Origin of the sequence: Lutibacter sp. TH_r2 (genome assembly GCF_033101135.1) — a bacterium.
Classification (GTDB): domain Bacteria; phylum Bacteroidota; class Bacteroidia; order Flavobacteriales; family Flavobacteriaceae; genus Lutibacter.
In genome coordinates, this window is record NZ_JAWMPV010000018.1 from 1 (window position 1) to 418 (window position 418).

Below are 418 nucleotides of genomic sequence, written 5' to 3' on the forward strand. Positions count from 1 at the left end.
CGTAACCGTTAATGTGTTTGCCGATGAACCTAATGCTGTGTTTACCTCATTGGTAATTGATTCATCTGGATCGGTTGAATTTACTGTGTAATTTCCATTCCCATCATCTACAACTGTAATTGCACCTGTACCTGCAACTACTGTTTCTGATAGTTCAGATAAATCTACTGTTTGTGTTCCGCCATCTTCTAAAGTAATCGTTAATATGTTTGATGTATTGTCTAATGAAGCTGTAATTGCTTGATCATCTGTATTGTCTAAAAATGGAGTTAAATCTACTATTCCGCCATCTTCTAAAGTTAATATATTTCCTGTCGCTAAAGTTAATGCCTGATCATCTGTTCCTGCAGCAGCCAATACTGTAGAAAAATCAACAGTTTGTGTTCCGCCATCTTCTAACGTAATCGTTAATATGTTA

General features: G+C 35.9%; 1 protein-coding gene. It reads right to left on the reverse strand.

Annotation, left to right across the window (positions count from 1 at the left end; all coding sequences use genetic code 11):
- Positions 1-418: hypothetical protein (locus tag R3X25_RS15180; RefSeq protein WP_317675816.1), on the reverse strand; the 418-nt coding region annotated here is incomplete at both ends.